At 31.8% G+C, this 19,278-nt stretch carries 13 protein-coding genes; 5 read left to right on the top strand and 8 right to left on the bottom strand.

The features are described 5' to 3' along the window. The first annotated feature begins 115 nt into the window (after window positions 1-115). The gene (locus tag H0I28_RS15400) at window positions 116-5,053 is read left to right on the top strand and encodes a T9SS type A sorting domain-containing protein (protein ID WP_218759651.1); all 4,938 of its coding nucleotides are present in this window, start codon (window positions 116-118) and stop codon (window positions 5,051-5,053) included. Window positions 5,054-5,213: 160 nt separating this feature from the next. Here H0I28_RS15400 and H0I28_RS15395 read toward each other — a convergent pair whose 3' ends face one another. The 3 genes from H0I28_RS15395 to greA all read right to left on the bottom strand — a co-directional run bounded on the left by H0I28_RS15395 (window position 5,214) and on the right by greA (window position 6,517). Next, entirely contained in the window at window positions 5,214-5,393 is a 180-nt protein-coding gene (locus H0I28_RS15395) for a hypothetical protein (protein ID WP_218759650.1), read from the bottom strand. Between the two features lies 1 nt (window position 5,394). Then, the gene (locus H0I28_RS15390; RefSeq protein ID WP_218759649.1) at window positions 5,395-5,784 is read right to left on the bottom strand and encodes an HIT family protein; all 390 of its coding nucleotides are present in this window, start codon (window positions 5,782-5,784) and stop codon (window positions 5,395-5,397) included. 259 nt (window positions 5,785-6,043) lie between these two features. Then, window positions 6,044-6,517 (bottom strand): transcription elongation factor GreA, encoded by a 474-nt coding sequence (gene greA / locus H0I28_RS15385; RefSeq protein ID WP_068449307.1) that lies wholly within the window; start codon window positions 6,515-6,517, stop codon window positions 6,044-6,046. Between the two features lie 203 nt (window positions 6,518-6,720). Here greA and H0I28_RS15380 point away from each other — a divergent pair, with 203 nt between their 5' ends. Genes H0I28_RS15380 through purE form a run of 3 tightly spaced genes read left to right on the top strand, consistent with a single transcriptional unit; the run spans window position 6,721 to window position 8,896 of the window. Then, the gene (locus tag H0I28_RS15380; protein ID WP_218759648.1) at window positions 6,721-7,140 is read left to right on the top strand and encodes a Rieske 2Fe-2S domain-containing protein; all 420 of its coding nucleotides are present in this window, start codon (window positions 6,721-6,723) and stop codon (window positions 7,138-7,140) included. A 58-nt stretch (window positions 7,141-7,198) separates the two neighbouring features. After that, window positions 7,199-8,362 carry a 5-(carboxyamino)imidazole ribonucleotide synthase gene (locus tag H0I28_RS15375; protein WP_218759647.1) on the top strand — a complete coding sequence of 388 codons (1,164 nt, stop codon included), beginning with the start codon at window positions 7,199-7,201 and terminating at the stop codon, window positions 8,360-8,362. Window positions 8,363-8,416: 54 nt separating this feature from the next. Beyond that, window positions 8,417-8,896: a 5-(carboxyamino)imidazole ribonucleotide mutase gene (purE, locus tag H0I28_RS15370; protein ID WP_068449301.1), complete on the top strand. Its 480-nt coding sequence runs from the start codon at window positions 8,417-8,419 to the stop codon at window positions 8,894-8,896. Between the two features lie 66 nt (window positions 8,897-8,962). Here the strand turns inward: purE and H0I28_RS15365 are convergent, their stop codons facing one another. Then, the gene (locus H0I28_RS15365) at window positions 8,963-11,440 is read right to left on the bottom strand and encodes a T9SS type A sorting domain-containing protein (protein WP_218759646.1); all 2,478 of its coding nucleotides are present in this window, start codon (window positions 11,438-11,440) and stop codon (window positions 8,963-8,965) included. 167 nt (window positions 11,441-11,607) lie between these two features. Here H0I28_RS15365 and H0I28_RS15360 point away from each other — a divergent pair, with 167 nt between their 5' ends. Further along, window positions 11,608-13,623, top strand: coding sequence for a M3 family metallopeptidase (locus H0I28_RS15360; protein WP_218759645.1), 2,016 nt, complete (start codon window positions 11,608-11,610; stop codon window positions 13,621-13,623). Between the two features lie 97 nt (window positions 13,624-13,720). On the opposite strand, the gene H0I28_RS15355 is transcribed toward H0I28_RS15360, so the two are convergent. From H0I28_RS15355 to H0I28_RS15340, 4 genes are all read right to left on the bottom strand, one after another. Next, the gene (locus H0I28_RS15355; protein WP_218759644.1) at window positions 13,721-14,929 is read right to left on the bottom strand and encodes an exo-beta-N-acetylmuramidase NamZ domain-containing protein; all 1,209 of its coding nucleotides are present in this window, start codon (window positions 14,927-14,929) and stop codon (window positions 13,721-13,723) included. A gap of 9 nt (window positions 14,930-14,938) precedes the next feature. Next, window positions 14,939-16,405, bottom strand: coding sequence for a glycosyl hydrolase family 18 protein (locus H0I28_RS15350; protein ID WP_218759643.1), 1,467 nt, complete (start codon window positions 16,403-16,405; stop codon window positions 14,939-14,941). A gap of 62 nt (window positions 16,406-16,467) precedes the next feature. Further along, the gene (locus tag H0I28_RS15345; protein ID WP_218759642.1) at window positions 16,468-18,159 is read right to left on the bottom strand and encodes a glycoside hydrolase family 3 protein; all 1,692 of its coding nucleotides are present in this window, start codon (window positions 18,157-18,159) and stop codon (window positions 16,468-16,470) included. Window positions 18,160-18,168: 9 nt separating this feature from the next. Then, on the bottom strand, window positions 18,169-19,275 hold the full coding sequence (locus H0I28_RS15340) for an acyltransferase family protein (protein WP_218759641.1): 1,107 nt from the start codon (window positions 19,273-19,275) through the stop codon (window positions 18,169-18,171). Between the last annotated feature and the right edge of the window lie 3 nt (window positions 19,276-19,278).

Raw genomic sequence — 19,278 nt, 5'->3', positions numbered from 1 at the left:
ATAAAGTAAAATCATTTAATAATATTCTAAAGTATTTAAGCCTTTATCTTACAACAACTTATATTATTATTATATTAGCATTATTATAAAATAAAACACTCTAAATCCCCCCAAAATGAGAGAAAGTTTATATAAAATAGTTATCAGTATTATTTTATTAACCATAACACAGGTTGGTTATAGCCAATTAAGCGATTTACACTACCTACCGCCATTAAAACAGTCTGCTAATAACGCAGCAATTCAGGAACAAACCATCTATTTATCTACACCAGAAATTTCTAGTTTCGATGTAAAAATATATAGAGGTACTAATACTACAGAGCTTGCTACTTTATCACTATCAAAATCTACCCCACAAACCTATTCTCCAGCCTCAGGAGACAATGATATAACCCTAGTAAGTGATGCACACACAGGAATCGTGTTATCTGATGGGGGCTTACGTTTTGAATCTGCAAGCGGAGAAAAATTTTATGTGAATTACAGAGGAAGATCTGCGAACCAAGCAGCTTCAATTACCTCTAAAGGTAGAGCTGCTTTAGGTCAAAAATTTAAATGGGGAGGCGCACCAATTGAATCCAGCCATAGTACTGTTAATGCAACATTAGGTATTATGGCTACAGAAGACAATACCTCGATAACAATAAGTGGTTATGATACAGCTTGTAGGTTTAGATCTCCAACTGCAATAGACGGCATTAGTTCTAGCACTATAAACATTACATTAAATAAAGGGCAATCTTATGTACTTGAAGCAGCTAGATACGGTGCCGCTGCCAACATTGATGGTTGGATTGGTGCATCTATTGTATCTGATAAAGACATAGCCATCAGTAACGGAATGTTAAATTTTGGTGTCACTAATAGAGGAGCTAGAGATGCTGGTGCCGACCAACCTGTACCAGAAGATAAATTAGGTAAAGAATATATTTTTGTGCGTGGTAATGGAGGATCCACTAATGAGTTTGTGATCATTATAGGAACGCAAGCAAATACAGAGATTTATGTAAATGATGAGACTTCGCCTTTTGCTACAATTGATGTTGGAGAGTATGCAAAAGTACCCTCTTCTAAATATTCTGGTACCACTGTTGGTAAAAACATGCACATAGCAACTACAAAAAACGTTTATGCCTATCAAGTTATTTCCGGAGCCGATCATCCTAATACAGTAGGTTTAAATTTCGTAGCCCCAGTAAACTGTTTATTACCAGATACCATGGATCACATTTCTAATATACAAGATATTGCTGGACTTACAGCATCCGGTGGTTTATTTATTATAGCATCAACTACAACAGCAAACTCAGCTATTGAGGTTTATGCCGATGCTAATCAAATTATTCTACCCCCAGAAGAAACTGTTTCAGGTACTACCGAATGGAAAACATTTTATATTGCAGGACTTACACTTACAGGAGACGTTTCTGTAAATTCTACTGGCCCCATAGCTGTTGGGTTTATAGGCTTTAATAATGCTAGAGGAATTGCCGGGTATTTTTCTGGATTTGACACTGTACCTGTTACAGAATTAGCTGTTACAGGTGGAGGTTGTTTACCAGGCGGTACTATTGAAGTCGTTACTAAAAATTTTGAATCTTACCAATGGTATGATAATGGTGTTTTAGTACCAGGAGCAACAGACCATACATACACCCCTACAACATCTGGAGATTATTATGTACGTGTTACTAAAGGAGGTTGTTCATATGATTCTCAGCCAATATCTGCTTACTATTGTAACCCAGATATTGTGGTAACCAAAACTGCCGACAAAACCGAAATTCTAGAAGAAGAAACCATTACTTTTAAAATTACAGTAGAAAGTAAAGGTGTAAATGCGGCTACAAATGTTAATATCTCAGATGTTATTCCTAATGGTTTAACAATTACTAGCGTAAGTACAAGTATAGGTTCTTGGACAGCTCCTAATTGGACTGTAGGAGACCTTATAAGCGGGCAAGTAGAAACCATTACAATTGTAGCAAAAGCAGATGCAATGACAGGTATTAGCACTACTTCTGCTAAAGTAAACACAGCTACAAATACACAAGATCAAGTAGATGATAATACCACTACAGATTCACCATCTGTTTCTTTTAATGTTTTAAGAGATTATGATGGAGATGGCATCGCAGATATTTATGACATTGATGATGACAATGATGGTGTTTTAGATGTTGATGAAACAGGAACAGGCGGATTAAATCCATTAGCAGATGATGACAGTGATGGTGTACCTGCTTATTTAGATGACGATGATGCTAATGCAGCTATTGGAGATGATGATACTGAAGTACAATCCATTTTTGACCAAGATAATGATGGTATACCAAACCATTTAGATTTAGATTCTGATGGAGACGGTTGCCCAGATGCAATAGAAGCAAATGTGCCAACTACACTTAAAGAAGCGCCTGTAAGTAATTTAGATACAGATAATACAACAACCATAATAACCAATATAGCAAATGCAGTTATAGATATTACACAAGACCTAGTTGGTGCCAATGGATTAGCAAATAGCTTAGAAGATGTAGACACGGATGCAGCAGCTATTAATTACACATCAACATACACTAATTATGCTTTAGACACAGCATTAAAAGCATGTGGCTCACCAATAATAACACAAATATATACTACAGATACAGAACATTGGGTAGAGATTACAAACATAGATGAAGATAATATTGTTGGTATAAATGCAGCAACATTGGTATTATTTAAAGACGGATCTGACCCAACAACAGCAACATCTCCAGTAATTTTTGCCAATACAACAACTATTCAACCAGGTGCTTCTATTTTAATTACTAATGATCTTAATAATGCTTCATTAAGTAATGCTAACGTTACGCCCATTACCAATGCAAACGTAATAGATTTCTCTGATGCAGATGATGTATTAGTACTTACCAGAGGTACAGTAAGTAATGCTTGGAACGGAAGAGTAGATGTTGTAAGTACAATTGCAAACAATACAAGTTATGTGCGTATAGATGAAATTTTAGTACCAAACACGACCTATACAGAAGATGAATGGGTTGCTTTTATAGATGATACTATTATTACGTATTCAGATGCAGCAAATGATAATGCCATAGAACGTCATGCACATGCGCCACTTTTATCTGAAATTGTTAATGCAGATGATGCCGCTAATATAAGACCTGGTTTGCATAACTTAAAACTTACTGAGAGAATAAGTAATGACTGGTCTAACGGATATCCTGACAGATCCAGAAATATTGAAATCCTTGAAGACTTTAGTACTTCTGATAAATTAAGCGCAAGAAAACTAGAAGTTAGAAACAGTATACTTAGTATTACAGACAATTTACTAGTAGTTACTGATGAGGTTGAAATTACAAATACTACCGATCAAATACGATTAATTAGCTCTGATGACACCAACAAATCGCAACTAATACAAACGCATACAACAACAGCCAAAGTAACTGGTGATGGAAAATTATTAGTAGATCAAAATTCTACCGTACCAAGTAAATACAGATATAACTATTTAAGTTCTCCGGTAAATACAATTGGAGAAACCAATTTTACGGTTGCTAGTGTTTTAAAAGATGGTACAAACCCATTAGACGCAACCTCTACTATTGGTAATGGAAGCTCTAATATAGCCAAAGAAATTACTTTTGTAACTGGGTATGATGGTGACTATACAAAATCACCCATAGAAATTGCTGAATATTGGGTATATACCTATGCAGCCTCAGCAGGCGGAAGATCTAATTGGTTACATAAGTATAAAGGAGGCACCATTTCGCAAACAGATGGATTCCTACTTAAAGGACCAGGTAGTTTAAATCAGAATACAAATGGACAGAATTATACGTTTGTTGGTACACCTAAAGACGGAACATTAACAACCACTATTAGTGCAGGAGATTCTTATTTAGTTGGTAATCCGTATGCATCTGCAATCAGTGCTAAAAAGTTTATAGAAGATAATTTAGAGACCACTAACGGAAGTTTATATTTCTGGGAACATGCAGGTGAAAAAGCTTCTAGCAATGGATCTGAAGGACATAATTTTGGAGGATATATAGGCGGATATGGAGTAAGAAACTTATCTGGTGGAGTTGCGGCAACTAGTGTATCTATCAACAATAATAGTGATAACGGCACACCAACTTTAGGTAACGGTTCTTATACAGAACCAAAAGCCTTTATAGCAATTGGACAAGGATTTTTTATAGAAGGAGACGATGCTGCCTCTACAGGTGCAGATAATATTCAATTTAACAATAGCCAAAGAGAGTATATCCAAGAAGGAAACGATTCTTATTTCTTTAAAAGTGAAAACAAAAAATCTGCAAGCCACACAAATACATTGCCTATTATTAAACTTGGAATGAGTTATACTAATGATGAAAATTTAAACCTACACAGGCAATTAGCTATTTCATTTAAAAACAATAACTCTTTTGATTTTGACAAAGGATATGACACAGAAATTTATGATGTAGGAACGACTGATATCTATTGGAAGTTTCCAAATACTGATGAAAAGTATGTAATTACAGGAGTACAAAATATTTCTGAAGATTTAGAAATCCCTTTAGAATTAGTAATATCTAAGAACGGACAAGTAACAATTGGTATAGATGAATGGAATGCTATTGACAGAGCGGTTTACTTTACAGATAAATTAACAAATGCTTCTTATCCTCTTGATGGTAAAACTATTGATATAACACTTGCAAAAGGAACGTATACAGATCGTTTTGTACTTGCTTTTTCTAAAACCACAACATTAGGTGTAGAAGATGCTATTTTAGAAAATAAAGTTACTGCCTATTTAGACAACAATGCTAAAGAAATTGTAATTAATAACAACAGTAATTTAGATTTAAAAAAGGTAGCTTTATTTAATCTATTAGGTCAGAAAGTGGCTGAATGGAATACTATTGAAACCAATACAATCCAAAATAGATTGAAAATTAATACTATTTCTGAATCTATTTATATTGTAAATATTGCTACAGAAAAAGGAAATATTAGTAAAAAGATATTAGTAAAATAAATTTTCTATAAAATATTTTTGATTTAATATTTAAAACCACGTTTTCATAAAAGAAAACGTGGTTTTTCTTTTAATAATAAGCCATAGTTTAAAACTACTAAACTTAAAAATTATAAGAATTTAAAATAAATTCAGATTTAAAAAAGGCTCTTTTAGATACTTATTGTAATTTTTTGCGTACAGAATAACCAAATAACAAGCCTAAAATTAACCATAAAAAAATATTTATTATAATTCTGTTTAAGGTAATTTCTTTATTAAAAAGATAAGGAGAAACAAAAGTTAATAAAATAAACATTACAAATCCCCAAATCAATCCTGTTTTTACCCAGTTTTTCATTCTATTTAAATTCTGATGAAATACTTGCAGCTAAAGCAACAAATTCATCATTTGTTAACTTTACTTTTTTAGTAAACTGAATATCTTCCATTGCATTTGTTGGTACTAAATGTACATGTACATGTGGCACTTCTAAACCAATAACACTCATACAAACTCTTTTACATGAAACTGCTTTTTCTAAGGCTTCTGCTACTCGGTAAGAAAAATCCATAAGACTTAAATAATCTTCTTTAGATAAATCGAATAATTTGTTTTCTTCCTTTTTTGGAACTACCAGAGTATGCCCTTTTGCATTTGGATTGATATCTAAAAAAGCAATATAATTATCGTCTTCGGCTACTTTGTAACAAGGAATTTCTCCTTCTATTATTTTTGTGAAAATGCTCATTTTTTTTATTGAATTGATTTATAAATTAGATCTAAACTATACTCGACCTGACAAACAGTAGTAAAGGTAAAAAAAGAATTCGGGTTCTAGCAATGCTAAAACCCGAATTTATAATGGAAACTTGTATAAAAAATCTATTTTTTTTTTTAAGAAAGCCAAAAAGCCTGCAAACAAGTCTAGCCCTGATTGAAGTGGCATCCTTTTTTTATTTTTCTTAAAAAAAGATACAACGGAAAGCAGGAAATAGCTTCTAAAAAAACTATCTAGAAATATTTACAATTTCGAATTTCATAATTCCGTTTGGTACTTTAATTTCTGCAACATCACCAACTTCTTTACCTAACAAACCTTTACCAATTGGAGAGTTTACAGACAATTTACCGTTTCTAACATCGGTTTCTGAATCTGCCACCAACGTGTAAGAAAACTCCATTTTGTTTGCTACATTTTTTATTTTTACAATAGAATGAATCAACACCTTAGAAGTATCTAATTGAGATTCATCTATAATTCTTGCACTAGAAATAACATTCTTTAACTTGGCAATCTTAAATTCTAAGTGAGATTGTTCTTCTTTTGCAGCATGGTATTCTGCATTTTCACTTAAATCTCCTTTATCTCGTGCATCTGCAATTTCTGTAGTTACTCTTGGGCGCTCAACTTGCTCTAGTTGCACCAATTCATCTTTCAATTTCTTTAATCCTTCTGCTGAATAATAAGATATCTCGCTCATTTTTTTTATTTTAATTTCTAACCTCATTCTAACCTCAATTTAATAACTTCTTAATTTTATTAAAAACAAGTTGCTTTTACACTAAAAAAACCCAACACGGGTTTATATTAAAAAATCCCATTGCCCTAACAGGAATGAGATTGAATAACAAATATACAAAATATTTGTAACTTGCTAACGTTTTAAATAAAATGAAACTTTGTATGATTAAAAAAATAGTATTATTCTGCTGCTCAATGATTGTTTTATCATGCTCAGATAACACACAAATTAATGATTGTTTTTTAGATGTAAATGTCTCTGAAGTTTTAAACACAAGGCTTCCATCATACCAATTGTTAACTATTAATGGTACTAGCAATACATATTCAATTGGTGGTAGACAAATACATATTATTAGAAATAATGCTTCAGATTTTATAGCTTTTGATTTAGAATGTCCAGATAGGAACTGCAATGCACCCTTAGATATTATTACAAATGCACCAATTATAACTTGTACTTGCCATGATAGAAATTATAATTATTTACAAGGTGGAAAACTAATTGGAGAAGAAGGATGTGGCATGTTAATGTACACTGTGAACCTAATTGGAAGTGATGGGGTTCAAATAAGAAATTAAAATTGTAGATTAGTTAAATTGAGTTGCTTATTTTTGCCTAAACACAACAATTCTCAACGTGAAAAACTATTATTCTTCAGATTTTAAATTAGGCGTTCTTGGTGGAGGTCAATTAGGTAGAATGCTTTTAGCAGAAACTCAAAAATTAGACATTCATACTTCTATTTTAGAAACGAATAAAAACGCACCTTGTGCAGAAATCTGTAACACGTTTGTGGTTGGAGATTTATTAGATTTTGATGCTGTTTACAACTTTGGTAAAACCGTAGATGTTTTAACAATCGAAATTGAAAATGTAAACTTAGATGCTTTAGACAAACTAGAGGATGAAGGTTTAACCATTTTTCCGAAACCGAAAGATTTACGCATTATTCAAAATAAAGCAAGACAAAAGAATTTTTATGTAGATCATGAGATTCCTACTGCTGATTTTTCTCATTTTGCGCACTCCACAGAGATTAAACATTCCTATGAAAATAATACGATAGATTTTCCTTTTGTTTGGAAAGCGGCTCGTTTTGGTTATGATGGTAATGGTGTTAAAATTGTTAGAAATATAGAAGATTTAGAATCTTTACCAAATGTTGAATGTATTACTGAAAAACTGATTCCGTTTAAAAATGAATTGGCAGTAATTGTAGCTAGAAACGCTGCTGGTGCAGTAAAAACCTACCCAGTTGTAGAAATGGAATTTCACCCAGAAGCAAACCAGGTAGAATATGTAATTTGCCCTGCAAGAATAGATGATAAAGTAGCAGAAAAAGCGAGAGAAATAGCTTTAAAAGTAGTAAGCGATTTAGATTTTGTTGGTTTATTGGCTGTAGAAATGTTTCAAACCGTAGATGATAAAATCTTGGTAAACGAAGTTGCTCCAAGACCTCATAATTCTGGGCATTATTCTATTGAGGCGAGTTATACCAATCAATTTGAACAACACATACGCTCAATATTAAATCTTCCGTTAGGAAATACAGATAGTAAAGTTGCCGGAATTATGGTAAACTTGGTTGGTGAAGAAGGTTTTTCTGGTGATGTAATTTATGAAAACATAGAAGAAATCTTAAAGATTGATGGTGTTACACCACATATCTACGGAAAAAAAGAAACACGTCCTTTTAGAAAAATGGGACATGTTACTATTGTAAATAAAGATATTGAAGTTGCTAGAAAAGTAGCACAAGAGGTAAAAGAAACAATTAGAGTTATTAGTAAAAATAATTAACAGCAAACAATCATCAGTTATTAATGATAACTGATGATTGATAATTGAAAAAATATGGTAGGAATAATAATGGGAAGCGATTCTGATCTTCCAATAATGCAAGAAGCAATAGACATTTTAGAGAGTTTTGATATTAAAATAGAAGTAGATATTGTGTCTGCTCACAGAACTCCAGAAAAACTGGTTGAATACTCTAAAAACGCACACAAAAGAGGTATTAAAGTAATTATTGCTGGAGCAGGTGGCGCAGCACATTTACCAGGAATGGTAGCCTCTATGAGTCCATTACCTATAATTGGAGTTCCTGTAAAGAGTAGAAACTCTATAGATGGTTGGGATTCTGTTTTATCTATTTTGCAAATGCCAGGTGGCGTACCAGTTGCAACTGTAGCTTTAGATGGTGCAAAAAATGCAGGTATTTTAGCGGCGCAAATTATTGGTGCTTCAGACGAGCTTATTTTAAATAAAATAATCGCCTACAAAGAAGAATTAAAATTAAAAGTAAATCAAGCTTCAGAAAGAGTTAGAAAATAATTATTTTTAAAATAAAAAAACTCAGAATTTTATAAATTCTGAGTTTTTTATGTCTTTTTTTAATGACTAATCTACAAGCACTATTCTTCTATTTAAGCTTCTATTATCTTGTAGTTTAGCACTTACAATATACACTCCTGATGATAGATTAGAAGTATTCATTTTCTCTTCTCCTTTAAAAGAGGCTACTTTTCTTCCCTGAACATTAAACACAGAAACCTCATCTATATCATCTGCACTATTATTATATGTTGCTATTAATTCTTTTCTTTCATTAAGATATACCAAAAATTTGTTTGCATCCATTTCATATGAATTTGCACTTAATGTTTTTAACTTATTTTTAGTGTAAACAACTTTAAATCTTGTATTATTTTCTCCAACAGCATCAACAGTAAAATTATATTCTGACTGCTTTAAATCTGCAGTAACTCCTTTTTCTGTATCTAATAAATAGATATAATAAGCTTCTTCTATTTGTTCTTCTTGTATACCTAAAGAATAATCTCCTAATTCATCTACAACAAACCCTACCCTAATTGTTCTAGTATCCTCTTTTAAAACAGGTAAACCTTGTATACTTGCTTTATGTACATCTTCTACAAACGAGTAAAACTCCATAGATTTCTTCTCTACATCAAAAGGAGCATCATACAACCTATCAAACTTATCTGTTGCACCTTCTAAGAAACCTATCAGTATTGTTTTTGTTATATCATTATGATTAAAAGTAAACCAAGAGCGCCCTTGTTTTTTTATACTATTAGCACTAACTTCATTGCTTTTAAGAAATTTAGTATTTAACCCCTCTACTTGATGCGTAGTTTTAAAAGTGATTTTTAAATTAGAATCTGAACTTGTTGTTTTTATAAAGAAACCTTGACCAGAACCTATAACACTATTTACTGTGGGAGTTGAACCACCTGTTGCATTGTACTCTACATAATCTGCTTGCCTATTTTCACCTATATGAACAGAATTCTGATCCCAAAGATACATTGTTCCTTCAATTTCACTATTATCTGGATCATTAATAACCAACTCCCAGTCTATTGCTGCAGGATATGGATTTCCTACTAAATTATCTCCACTTGTAGACCAAACTACTCCATCAAAATCTACACCTTCTAAATTAGACGTATTGTATATATCTACTTCTATATCACCTTCATTAATTTTACCAGAAAAAGTTCTTAATTGTCCTCCTGTACTTTCATTACGAACCGCATACCCAATTCCTGTATTAAAATCTGCAACACCAGTAGCAACCCAATCTGAATTTGAAACACTTGCATCGAACTTATAAATGTTAGATGCATCTGGAAAAACAGTAGCAATGTTAGAATCTGAACTAATAACCGGAGAACTCCAATATGAAAAGAATTTATTGCTAGAATACGTTGGAGTAACTTTTTGAATGTTAAATGTACCTGTATTTACACCTGCTTTTTTTTCTCTTAAAATTAAACTAGCATCATCTAAAACAGTAATAGTACCATTATTTGTTAAATCATAAGAAACTTCCATCGTTCCTCCTGCATTAACCGTAATACTAGCATTAGTATCAACTATTAAATCTCCTACAACAATGTGTGTTGATATTTCTGGGTAATTACTAGAAACCTGTATTTGTGCTCTTTCTTTTTTTAATGAATTTGGTACAATACCTCCAATCCAATTAGAACCCGTATTCCAATCTGTTGATGCAGCTGTTCCACTCCAAACAATTGTAGGAACTGCAGATACTGCCCCCTCTGCAGCAACATCAGAACTATTTAAATAGGTAAATGTATCTCCATCTAAAGCAGCAACCAAATCATTAGTACCAACAGTTGTTATAATGTCTGTCCTATAATCTACAAGTTCTGTAATTGTTCTTACATCATTCCAAACTCTAAACCCCCAAATGTATCCTTTAAAATAATATTCATCGCCACCATCATCATTTGCAATTGTATTAAAACAATACTCAGACATACCAGTGACTGTCCATGTTCCACAAGAAGGGAAACGCAAAGTTTCATTTTTATACCCTAACCTTATTGAATTATGGCTTCCTAATTGATAGCCAGAAATTTGCCCCATTAAAGCACCATCTAAATACCATTTTAAAGCATTATTTGAAGTAGCTGTCATTGGGTTACTAGTTGCATTAGCAGCTATAGCATTGTCAAATACCAAAGCCACATGATACCAAGTATTTGATAAAATAGCTTCCCTATAAAAAGTACCATTCCATATTGGTGTATAATCTGTTCTATTATAAGCCCCTACATATAAATAGCCACTTTCTACATATATAATAACAGCTCTTGTACCACCTCCTTCTTTCATTATAACTTGTTTTGTAGAGGAAGTTGCATCTTCAACTTTAAAAGAAGTTTCATAAGTTCTGTTATTAGTTACTGTACTGTTAATATTTGTAGTATTTGGAACAATTACAGTATCATCTACACCATCAAAATATAGACCATCATTAGCTGTCTGTCCATAACTACAATAAGTAATTAAAATTATTATAAAATTAATAAATACGCTTCTCATAATCAGGGGGATATTAAATATTAAAATAAAGATAACTCTAAAATAAACCTTACTTTGTAAAAATTGGATAAAGTTAATTATTTATTCGGTAAATAGAAGTTTTTTTACTGATTACAAGCATAAAATTGATAGAATATCTATCTTTGATCTTTATATACTAAGAATTCATGAACCCACTTTTACAAGATTTTAATACACCGCCTTTTTCTAAAATTTCTAATGAAGATTACAAGCCTGCAATTAAAAAAGGGATTGAAATTGCCAAAGCAGAAATTGATGCAATTATAAATAATGTTGAACAACCAACTTTTGAAAATACAACGGTTGCTTTAGATTTTTCTGGTGAAAAATTGAATAAAATTACCAGTATTTTCTTCAATTTAAATTCTGCAGAAACGAATGATGAAATTCAGAAAATAGCGCAAGAAGTTTCTCCTTGGTTAAGTGAGTTTAGTAATGATATTACTTTAAACGAAGCTTTGTTTAAAAGAGTAAAATCGGTTTTTGATGCTAAAGAAAATTTAGATTTAACTCCAGAACAAACTATGCTTTTAGAGAAGCAATATAAAAGCTTTGCTAGAAATGGTGCTAACTTAAATGAAGCTGATAAAACAAAGCTTCGTGAAATTGATGCGCAGCTTTCTAAATTATCTTTAAAATTCGGAGAAAACGTATTGGCAGAAACGCATGCTTTTGAACTTCATTTAACTGATGAAAAAGATGTAGCTGGTTTGCCAGAAAGCGAAAAAGAAGCAGCAAAAGAAGTTGCAAATTCTAGAGATAAAGATGGTTATGTTTTTACCTTAGACTACCCAAGTTACATTCCTTTTTTAACGTATGCTGACAACAGAGAATTACGTAAAAAAATGGCCATTGCTGCTGGTAAAAAAGCGTTTCAAGATAATGAATTTAATAATGAACAAGTTGTTTTAGACATTGTAAACCTTCGTCAAAAAAGAGCTAATTTATTGAGATACAAAACACATGCTCATTTTGTTTTAGAAGAAAGAATGGCAGAAACGCCAGAAAAAGTAATTGAATTCTCTAACAATCTTTTAGAAAAAGCTAAACCTGCTGCTTTAAAAGAATTTGAAAATTTAGAAAACTTCGCGAAGAAATTAGACGGCATAGACCAACTTGAAAAATGGGATGGTTCTTACTATTCAGAAAAACTGAAGAAAGAATTATTCGATTTAGACCAAGAAGCTTTAAAGCCATATTTTAAATTAGAAAATGTAATTGATGGTGTTTTTGAAATTGCCAACCGATTATATGATTTAAAATTTGAAGAAATAAATAACATCGACAAATACCATGAAGATGTTAAAACATATAACGTAACAGATGCAAACGGAAATTTTGTATCGCATTTTTATGCTGATTTTCATCCAAGAAAAGGAAAAAGAAATGGTGCGTGGATGACGAGTTACAAATCTCAACAAATTAAAAACGGAATTAACGAAAGACCACAGGTTTCTATTGTTTGTAACTTTACCAAACCAACCGCAACCAAACCGTCTTTATTAACGTTTAACGAGGTTACAACCTTGTTTCATGAATTTGGTCATGCATTACACGGAATGTTAGCAAACACAACCTACAATAGCTTATCTGGAACCTCTGTTTCTTGGGATTTTGTAGAATTACCAAGTCAGGTTTTAGAAAACTGGTGTTTCGAAAAAGAAGCGTTAGAATTGTTTGCAAAGCATTATGAAACAGGAGAAGTTATTCCGATGAAATATGTAGAGAAAATTAAAGAATCTGCAAGTTTTCATGAAGGAATGCAAACCTTACGTCAGCTTAGTTTTGGTCTTTTAGATATGCAATGGCATGGACAAGATCCATCAGAAATTACATCAATCAAAGAATTTGAAAACGCAGCTTTTGCAAACACAAAATTATATCCTGATGTTGCAGAAAACTGTATGAGCACTGCTTTTTCTCATATTTTTCAAGGAGGATATTCTGCAGGATATTATTCTTACAAATGGGCAGAAGTTTTAGATGCAGATGCTTTTGAATATTTCTTAGAAGAAGGAATTTTTAACAAAGAAGTTGCAACTAAGTTTAAAGACAATATACTTTCTAAAGGAGGAACAGAAAAACCTATGGAATTGTACAAACGTTTTAGAGGAAAAGAACCAAAACCAGATGCGCTTTTAAGAAGAGCAGGTTTAATTTAATATTTAGTTTTCAGTCGTAGTTTTTAGTACATTTTTGACTAAAAAATACGACTGAATATCTTTTACTTTCTTTCCATTTATACTTTACAACAAGTAGTTAATATAATACGTACATTTTTCTAACTTCCTTAAAAAAAGTTAAGTCATTTTGCCAACTTAATTGTATTTCTTCGAATGACAAACCTGCTTCAATTTGCTCTTGTAATTCTTTTGTTCCCGCTAATTTTAAAAAAAAATTATTAAAAAACTTTTCTTTATCAGCTGTTTTCGCATAAGATTCTATAAGCCATTCTAAATTTAAACTGCTTAATTTTTTATGAGTTCGCAAATCTGTACCAAAACAAACTTCTCCTTCATGCTTTGGATGTTTTGCCCCAAAATTAGGTTGTGGCGTAAAACTAAAGTCAAAAGATTCTTTTGCTAAAAAAGGCGAGCCAAAAATTTGAAATTGCATTTCTGTACCTCTACCTGCACTAACATTTGTCCCTTCAAAAAAACACAAACTAGGATACAAATTAATAGATTTTGCATTTGGTAAGTTTGGTGAAGGCAGTATTGGTAAATCATACTCAGAATTATGTGTGTAATTCTTTAAAGGAATTACTGTTAGATTACATTGAATTCCGTTTTCCAACCATTTTTCACCATTAATCATTTTTCCATATTCTCCAATTGTCATTCCATAAACTGTAGGAACAGGATGCATCCCAACAAAACTTTTTGCTTCTTCTTGTAACATAGGACCATCAATATAATGCCCATTAGGATTTGGTCGGTCTAATACGATCAGTGGAATATTTAATTCTGCACAAACCTCCATAACATTATGTAAAGTAGAGATGTACGTGTAAAAACGCACCCCAACATCCTGAATATCGAACAGTATTACATCCAAATCTTTTAAGTGTTCATGAGATGGTTTTCTGTTTGCTCCATATAATGAGATAATTGGTAAGCCTGTTTTAGCATCAATACGATCTTCTACATGTTCACCTGCATCTGCCTTTCCTCTAAAACCATGTTCTGGAGCAAAAACTTTAGTAATCTCCACATCTAAAGAAACTAAAGAATCTACCAAATGTACATTTGTATCACCTTTAAAAATAACACTTGTTTGGTTGGCAACAATACCTACTTTTTTACCTTTCAATAAATCTAAGTACTCTGCTGTTTGATTGGCAGCAACAATAATTTTAACATCTTCTTTTACTGCTATCATGCTAGCTTTTTCTGTTTGCTTTTCTTTGTTAGGCTTAGCATTGCAGGAAACTAAAACAAGAGATAATAGTATAATTAAATTTTTCATGATTGTAAATTATAAAGATGATTTTAAAATTTTTAATGTTGCTTGTTTACCCGATTCATCAACAATTTTTAAAAAGTAGACTCCATTTGAAAAATTAGAGATATCAATAGCTGTTTTTTGCAAACCTACTTCTTTAACTAATTCCCCTAAAGTATTATAAACCCCAATTTTAGCGAATTTTATATTTTTTTCATTTGAAATATTAATAATGTTATTGGTAGGGTTAGGGTACACAGATATAATATCATTCAAATAAGAATGAACATTAGCCGTTGAGCCAAATTTAGTATTGATTAATTCCCAAAGTTCTGGTCTTGTTCCATCATAATTTAAAGCCCAAATACCAACACCTCCTAAATTATTTTCTATTGCCAAATCGTATTTTTTTGAAATACTCAATTCATTATCTGCCCAAATCTGATTCCAATTTACACCATCATTCCAAGTGTACCACGGAACCTCAAAATCACTGTTCCATATCCAACCTCCATAAGCACTTGCATCTATAGAAGTGTCTTTATACCTGGTTGATTTAACATGCGAAACTGTTGCAGATTCAGAAACATTTGTTGCGGTTTTCCAATGTTGACCATAATACGGAATTGCCATCACTAACTTTTCTGGATTATTTGTAACAGGCACTTTATAAGTTCCGGTTTCTACGGTTCTTTTCACAAATCTTTTCCAAGAAGTGTGGTGTGTTAAAGGAGCTACTGGCCCTGCATTGGCAGATGAACCAGACGTATAATCGTATGCCATTATAATTAAATAATCTACACTATCTACTAAATCATCCATAATCCAACCTCCCCAATTTACTGCCGGACCATCAAAAGAAACTTCTTTCCCTGGTAATTCTTGATGAATATAAGCCGTTAAAGCAGCCATAAACGTATTTAACTCAGCACCTCTGTGCGCACTTGCTATTCCTTCAAAATCGATATTAACTCCATCTAAATTATACGTTTCAATTAAATTTTTAACATTGGCAAAAAAAATATTTTTCTTACTTGTATTTGTAAACAACTCCCAAGCCACTGCATCTGCACCGTCTGCTCCTCCAAAATTTACAACAGTCATTATCACTTTTGTACCTGCTGCATGTGCTGCATTAATTTCTGTTGTCCAAGGCCAACCTGGAGGTGTAGAAATAGCTGCATCTAATTGTACTCTAAAATCAAAACAGGCCAAATGCGTTAATAAATTATATTGAATATTATTATGTGCTCCACTACTTTGCTCCCAATAAGGTAAAAAACCAAAAACTTTTTTTGATAATGCTTTTGCGCTTTTGCTTTGCAAAGGAATAATTTCTGAAACAATTTTACTTAAACTTTTTTGATGCTTGGCAGAACCACCAAACTCTTCTGCTTGTAATTCATGAATTCCTTTCTTAATAATTTCTTGAGATAAAAGACTATTACAAGAGAAAAAGATAAATAAGGAAATTACTGTGAAATGTAATAATTGTTTCATAATTCTTGGTTTTAAGTTAGTAGTTTTAGTTTTTTACAATATGAATCTGTCTTAAGTTGTTTTTATTTTAAAATTTCAATTCCTACACCAGCAATAAACTCATCATTTAGCGATGCTGATAATTTTCCTTTTGTATCCTTATTCCCGATAATTATTTCGGCAGATACATTTTGAGCTATATCCGTATTTTCATAAGAAATAATAGCTGCTTCTATATTTTCGAAGTCTAAATTCTCTAAACTATATTGACTTGCAAATACATCTAAAACAACCTTGTTACTTTTTGCTATTTCTTCTATTTTTAATTTATCCTCATCAGATATTTTTTTAGTTAATCTACTATTCAATCGATGGTAACTAACGATTACTTTATCATAGGTTTTAAGTTTTTTAAGCAATTCTGGTTGTTTTAAATCAGAAAAATCATCTACTTTTAAGTGTGATTTTAAAGCATTTAAAAAAGAAGCCGAATTTCCATCACCTAAACCTACAAATGCTATTTTTTCATTTGCATCCTTTTTAATAGGAAGAATTTCATTATTCTTTAAAGCAGTAATGGCATCTATAAAAACAGCTTCATTTAAAACATCATTTGTTTCATCGTTTAAATCGCTAATAAGATTTTCTATTTCAATAGGTTTAAAATTATTTAAATCAACATCAAATTTTGATGCTAGAATTTTCTTTACAGAATGTGCTAATCTTTCTTCAGTTACCTCCTTATTATTATAGGCTTCTATAATTTTTGAAATTCCTTTAGAAACATCTTCTCCCATTAATAAAACATCATTCCCTGCTTTAAATGCCGCTAAATCTACATCACCTGGTTCTTTAAAAGTAGATACTCCTTTCATCTCTAATGCATCTGTAAATATTAACCCTTTAAACTGAAGTCTTTCCTTTAAAATATTAGTTACAATTTCATGAGATAAAGAAGAAGGTAGACCGTCGTTTTTTTCTAAACTCGGTACATTTAAGTGACCAACCATTACACCAGCCATATTGTTTTTGAATAATTTTTTATACGGATACATTTCTACTGAATCTATTCTTTCTTTAGAAAGTGTAACAGTTGGAAGCGTTTTATGAGAATCTTTATCGGTATCTCCATGTCCTGGAAAATGTTTTGCACACGCCAATACATTCTGACTCTGCATCCCTTCTGTATAAGCCAATGCTTTCTCCGTTACGTTATATTTATCTTCAGAAAAAGAACGCACACCAATTATTGGATTTTTAGAATTTGTATTGATATCTACCACAGGAGCAAAATTTATATGAACGCCTAAACGACTGCAGTGTTCGCCTATTTTCTCACCAACCTTCATCACCAAATCATTGTCTTGCACAGCACCTAACGTCATGTTATACGGAAATCTTACAGTGCTATCTAAACGCATATTTAACCCCCATTCTGCATCCATTGCAATTAACAAAGGTACTTTAGATGTAGCTTGATATAAGTTTGTTTGCTTTGCCTGTCTTACTGGTCCTCCTTGAAAAAACACCAATCCACCAATGGCGTATTCTTTAATTAATTTATTAAGAGAATCCGTATGTTTTTGATCTTTATTAGAATAGGCTGCAATCATAAACAATTGACCAACTTTTTCTTTTAAAGTCATTTTATTATAGATGCTATCTACCCATTTTGTTCGTTCCGTATCTTCTGATGATTTGTTTACCGCTTGTTTTTTATCGCAACTTGAAACAACGAATAATAAGACTAAGAGTGTAGTAATTAATTTTTTCATTTTTAGTAATTAAATTTTTATAAATATTTTATTTCTGTACAATAGATACACTAAACACCAGAAAAAGACAATATGAGCAACTGCAAAAAGAAGTGACCCATTCATATTTCCGGCAATAGGGACAAATATATCTTGATATAAATATTGTTTTGCTGATATAGCTTCTCCTTGTGAATTGGTGATTTTTATTAAATAAATGATCGTTTTTGCAAACAAACCAGAAAACACAAAAATGAATAAAGGATTTGTACCAAAATGGATAAATGGTTTAGACCATGCTGTGTATTTTTTTTCGTCGATAACCCATATTAAAAATGCCAATAATAGCATTGCCCATCCTGCGGAAAAACAAACAAACGTACTTGACCAAAGCGATTTATTAATAGGAAACACAAAACCCCAAATGTAACCGAGTAGAACAAGCCCAATTCCGTAACTTAAAAGTGTAACTATTTTAGTACTATTCTCAGATCGTTTACTTAAAAAACTACCCGTTAAACTCCCAATAAGTACTGTTGCAATTGATGGTAACGTAGATAATAATCCTTCTGGATCAAAAGGAAAACCTAGCCCTTTCCATATATGATCTGATCCAAATAAATACAAATCTATTTTACCTACTAAATTCGTTTGTGGACCAAAAGGATTTTCGGGAATAAAGAAATATAAAATAGCCCAATATCCGAGTAAAATAAATACCGTTATATAGATTAGATTTCTTTTATTGAAGAACAAACAAAGAGTAGCACCTATACCGTAGGCAATTGCTATTCTTTGTAATACTCCAAAATACCGAACCGTTTCAAAATTAAATTTTGGAAATAAATTTAAAAACAATCCGATAGCAAAAATTATTAAAGTTCTTTTAACGATCTTTTTGAGTGCTCTTTTATGCTCATTTTCTCTAAAGTTTTTAAAAGCAAAATGTATGGAAACCCCTACAATAAATAAAAAAAAAGGAAAAACAGCATCTGTTGGCGTAAAACCATTCCATTTTGCATGTAACAATGGCCAATAAACATAAGACCAACTGCCGGGTGTATTCACCAAAATCATAGAGGCAATTGTAATGCCTCTTAGAACATCTAACGCTATTAATCTTTCTTTTTTTTCCATCTT

It is taken from the genome of Polaribacter sp. AHE13PA, assembly GCF_019278505.1.
In the GTDB taxonomy this organism is placed as follows: domain Bacteria; phylum Bacteroidota; class Bacteroidia; order Flavobacteriales; family Flavobacteriaceae; genus Polaribacter.
This window is presented reverse-complemented; position numbering and strand designations above follow the sequence as displayed.